The sequence below is a fragment of the Dactylosporangium aurantiacum genome (assembly GCF_000716715.1).
Lineage (GTDB): Bacteria > Actinomycetota > Actinomycetes > Mycobacteriales > Micromonosporaceae > Dactylosporangium > Dactylosporangium aurantiacum.
Map to the genome: position 1 here is coordinate 1 of NZ_JNYJ01000203.1, position 241 is coordinate 241.

Consider the following 241-nt stretch of genomic DNA (forward strand, 5'->3'; position numbering starts at 1 on the left):
GAACCAGTACCTGATGCTCGTCGAGGCCATCGGCAGCCAGGGCCGCTACTTCCGCTCGTTCACCTCCAGCAGCCTCAACGGCTCCTGGACGGCGAACGCGGCCACGGAGAGCAACCCCTTCGCCGGCAAGGCCAACAGCGGTGCCACCTGGACCAACGACATCAGCCACGGCGACCTCGTGCGCAGCAACCCCGACCAGACCAAGACCGTCGACGCCTGCAACCTGCAGCTGCTCTACCAG

General features: G+C 66.4%; 1 protein-coding gene. It reads left to right on the forward strand.

Translation table 11 applies throughout. The annotated features are described in order from the left end of the window. Positions 1-241 (forward strand): non-reducing end alpha-L-arabinofuranosidase family hydrolase (locus OP18_RS50910; protein WP_033368080.1); only part of this gene is annotated, 241 nt, incomplete at both ends.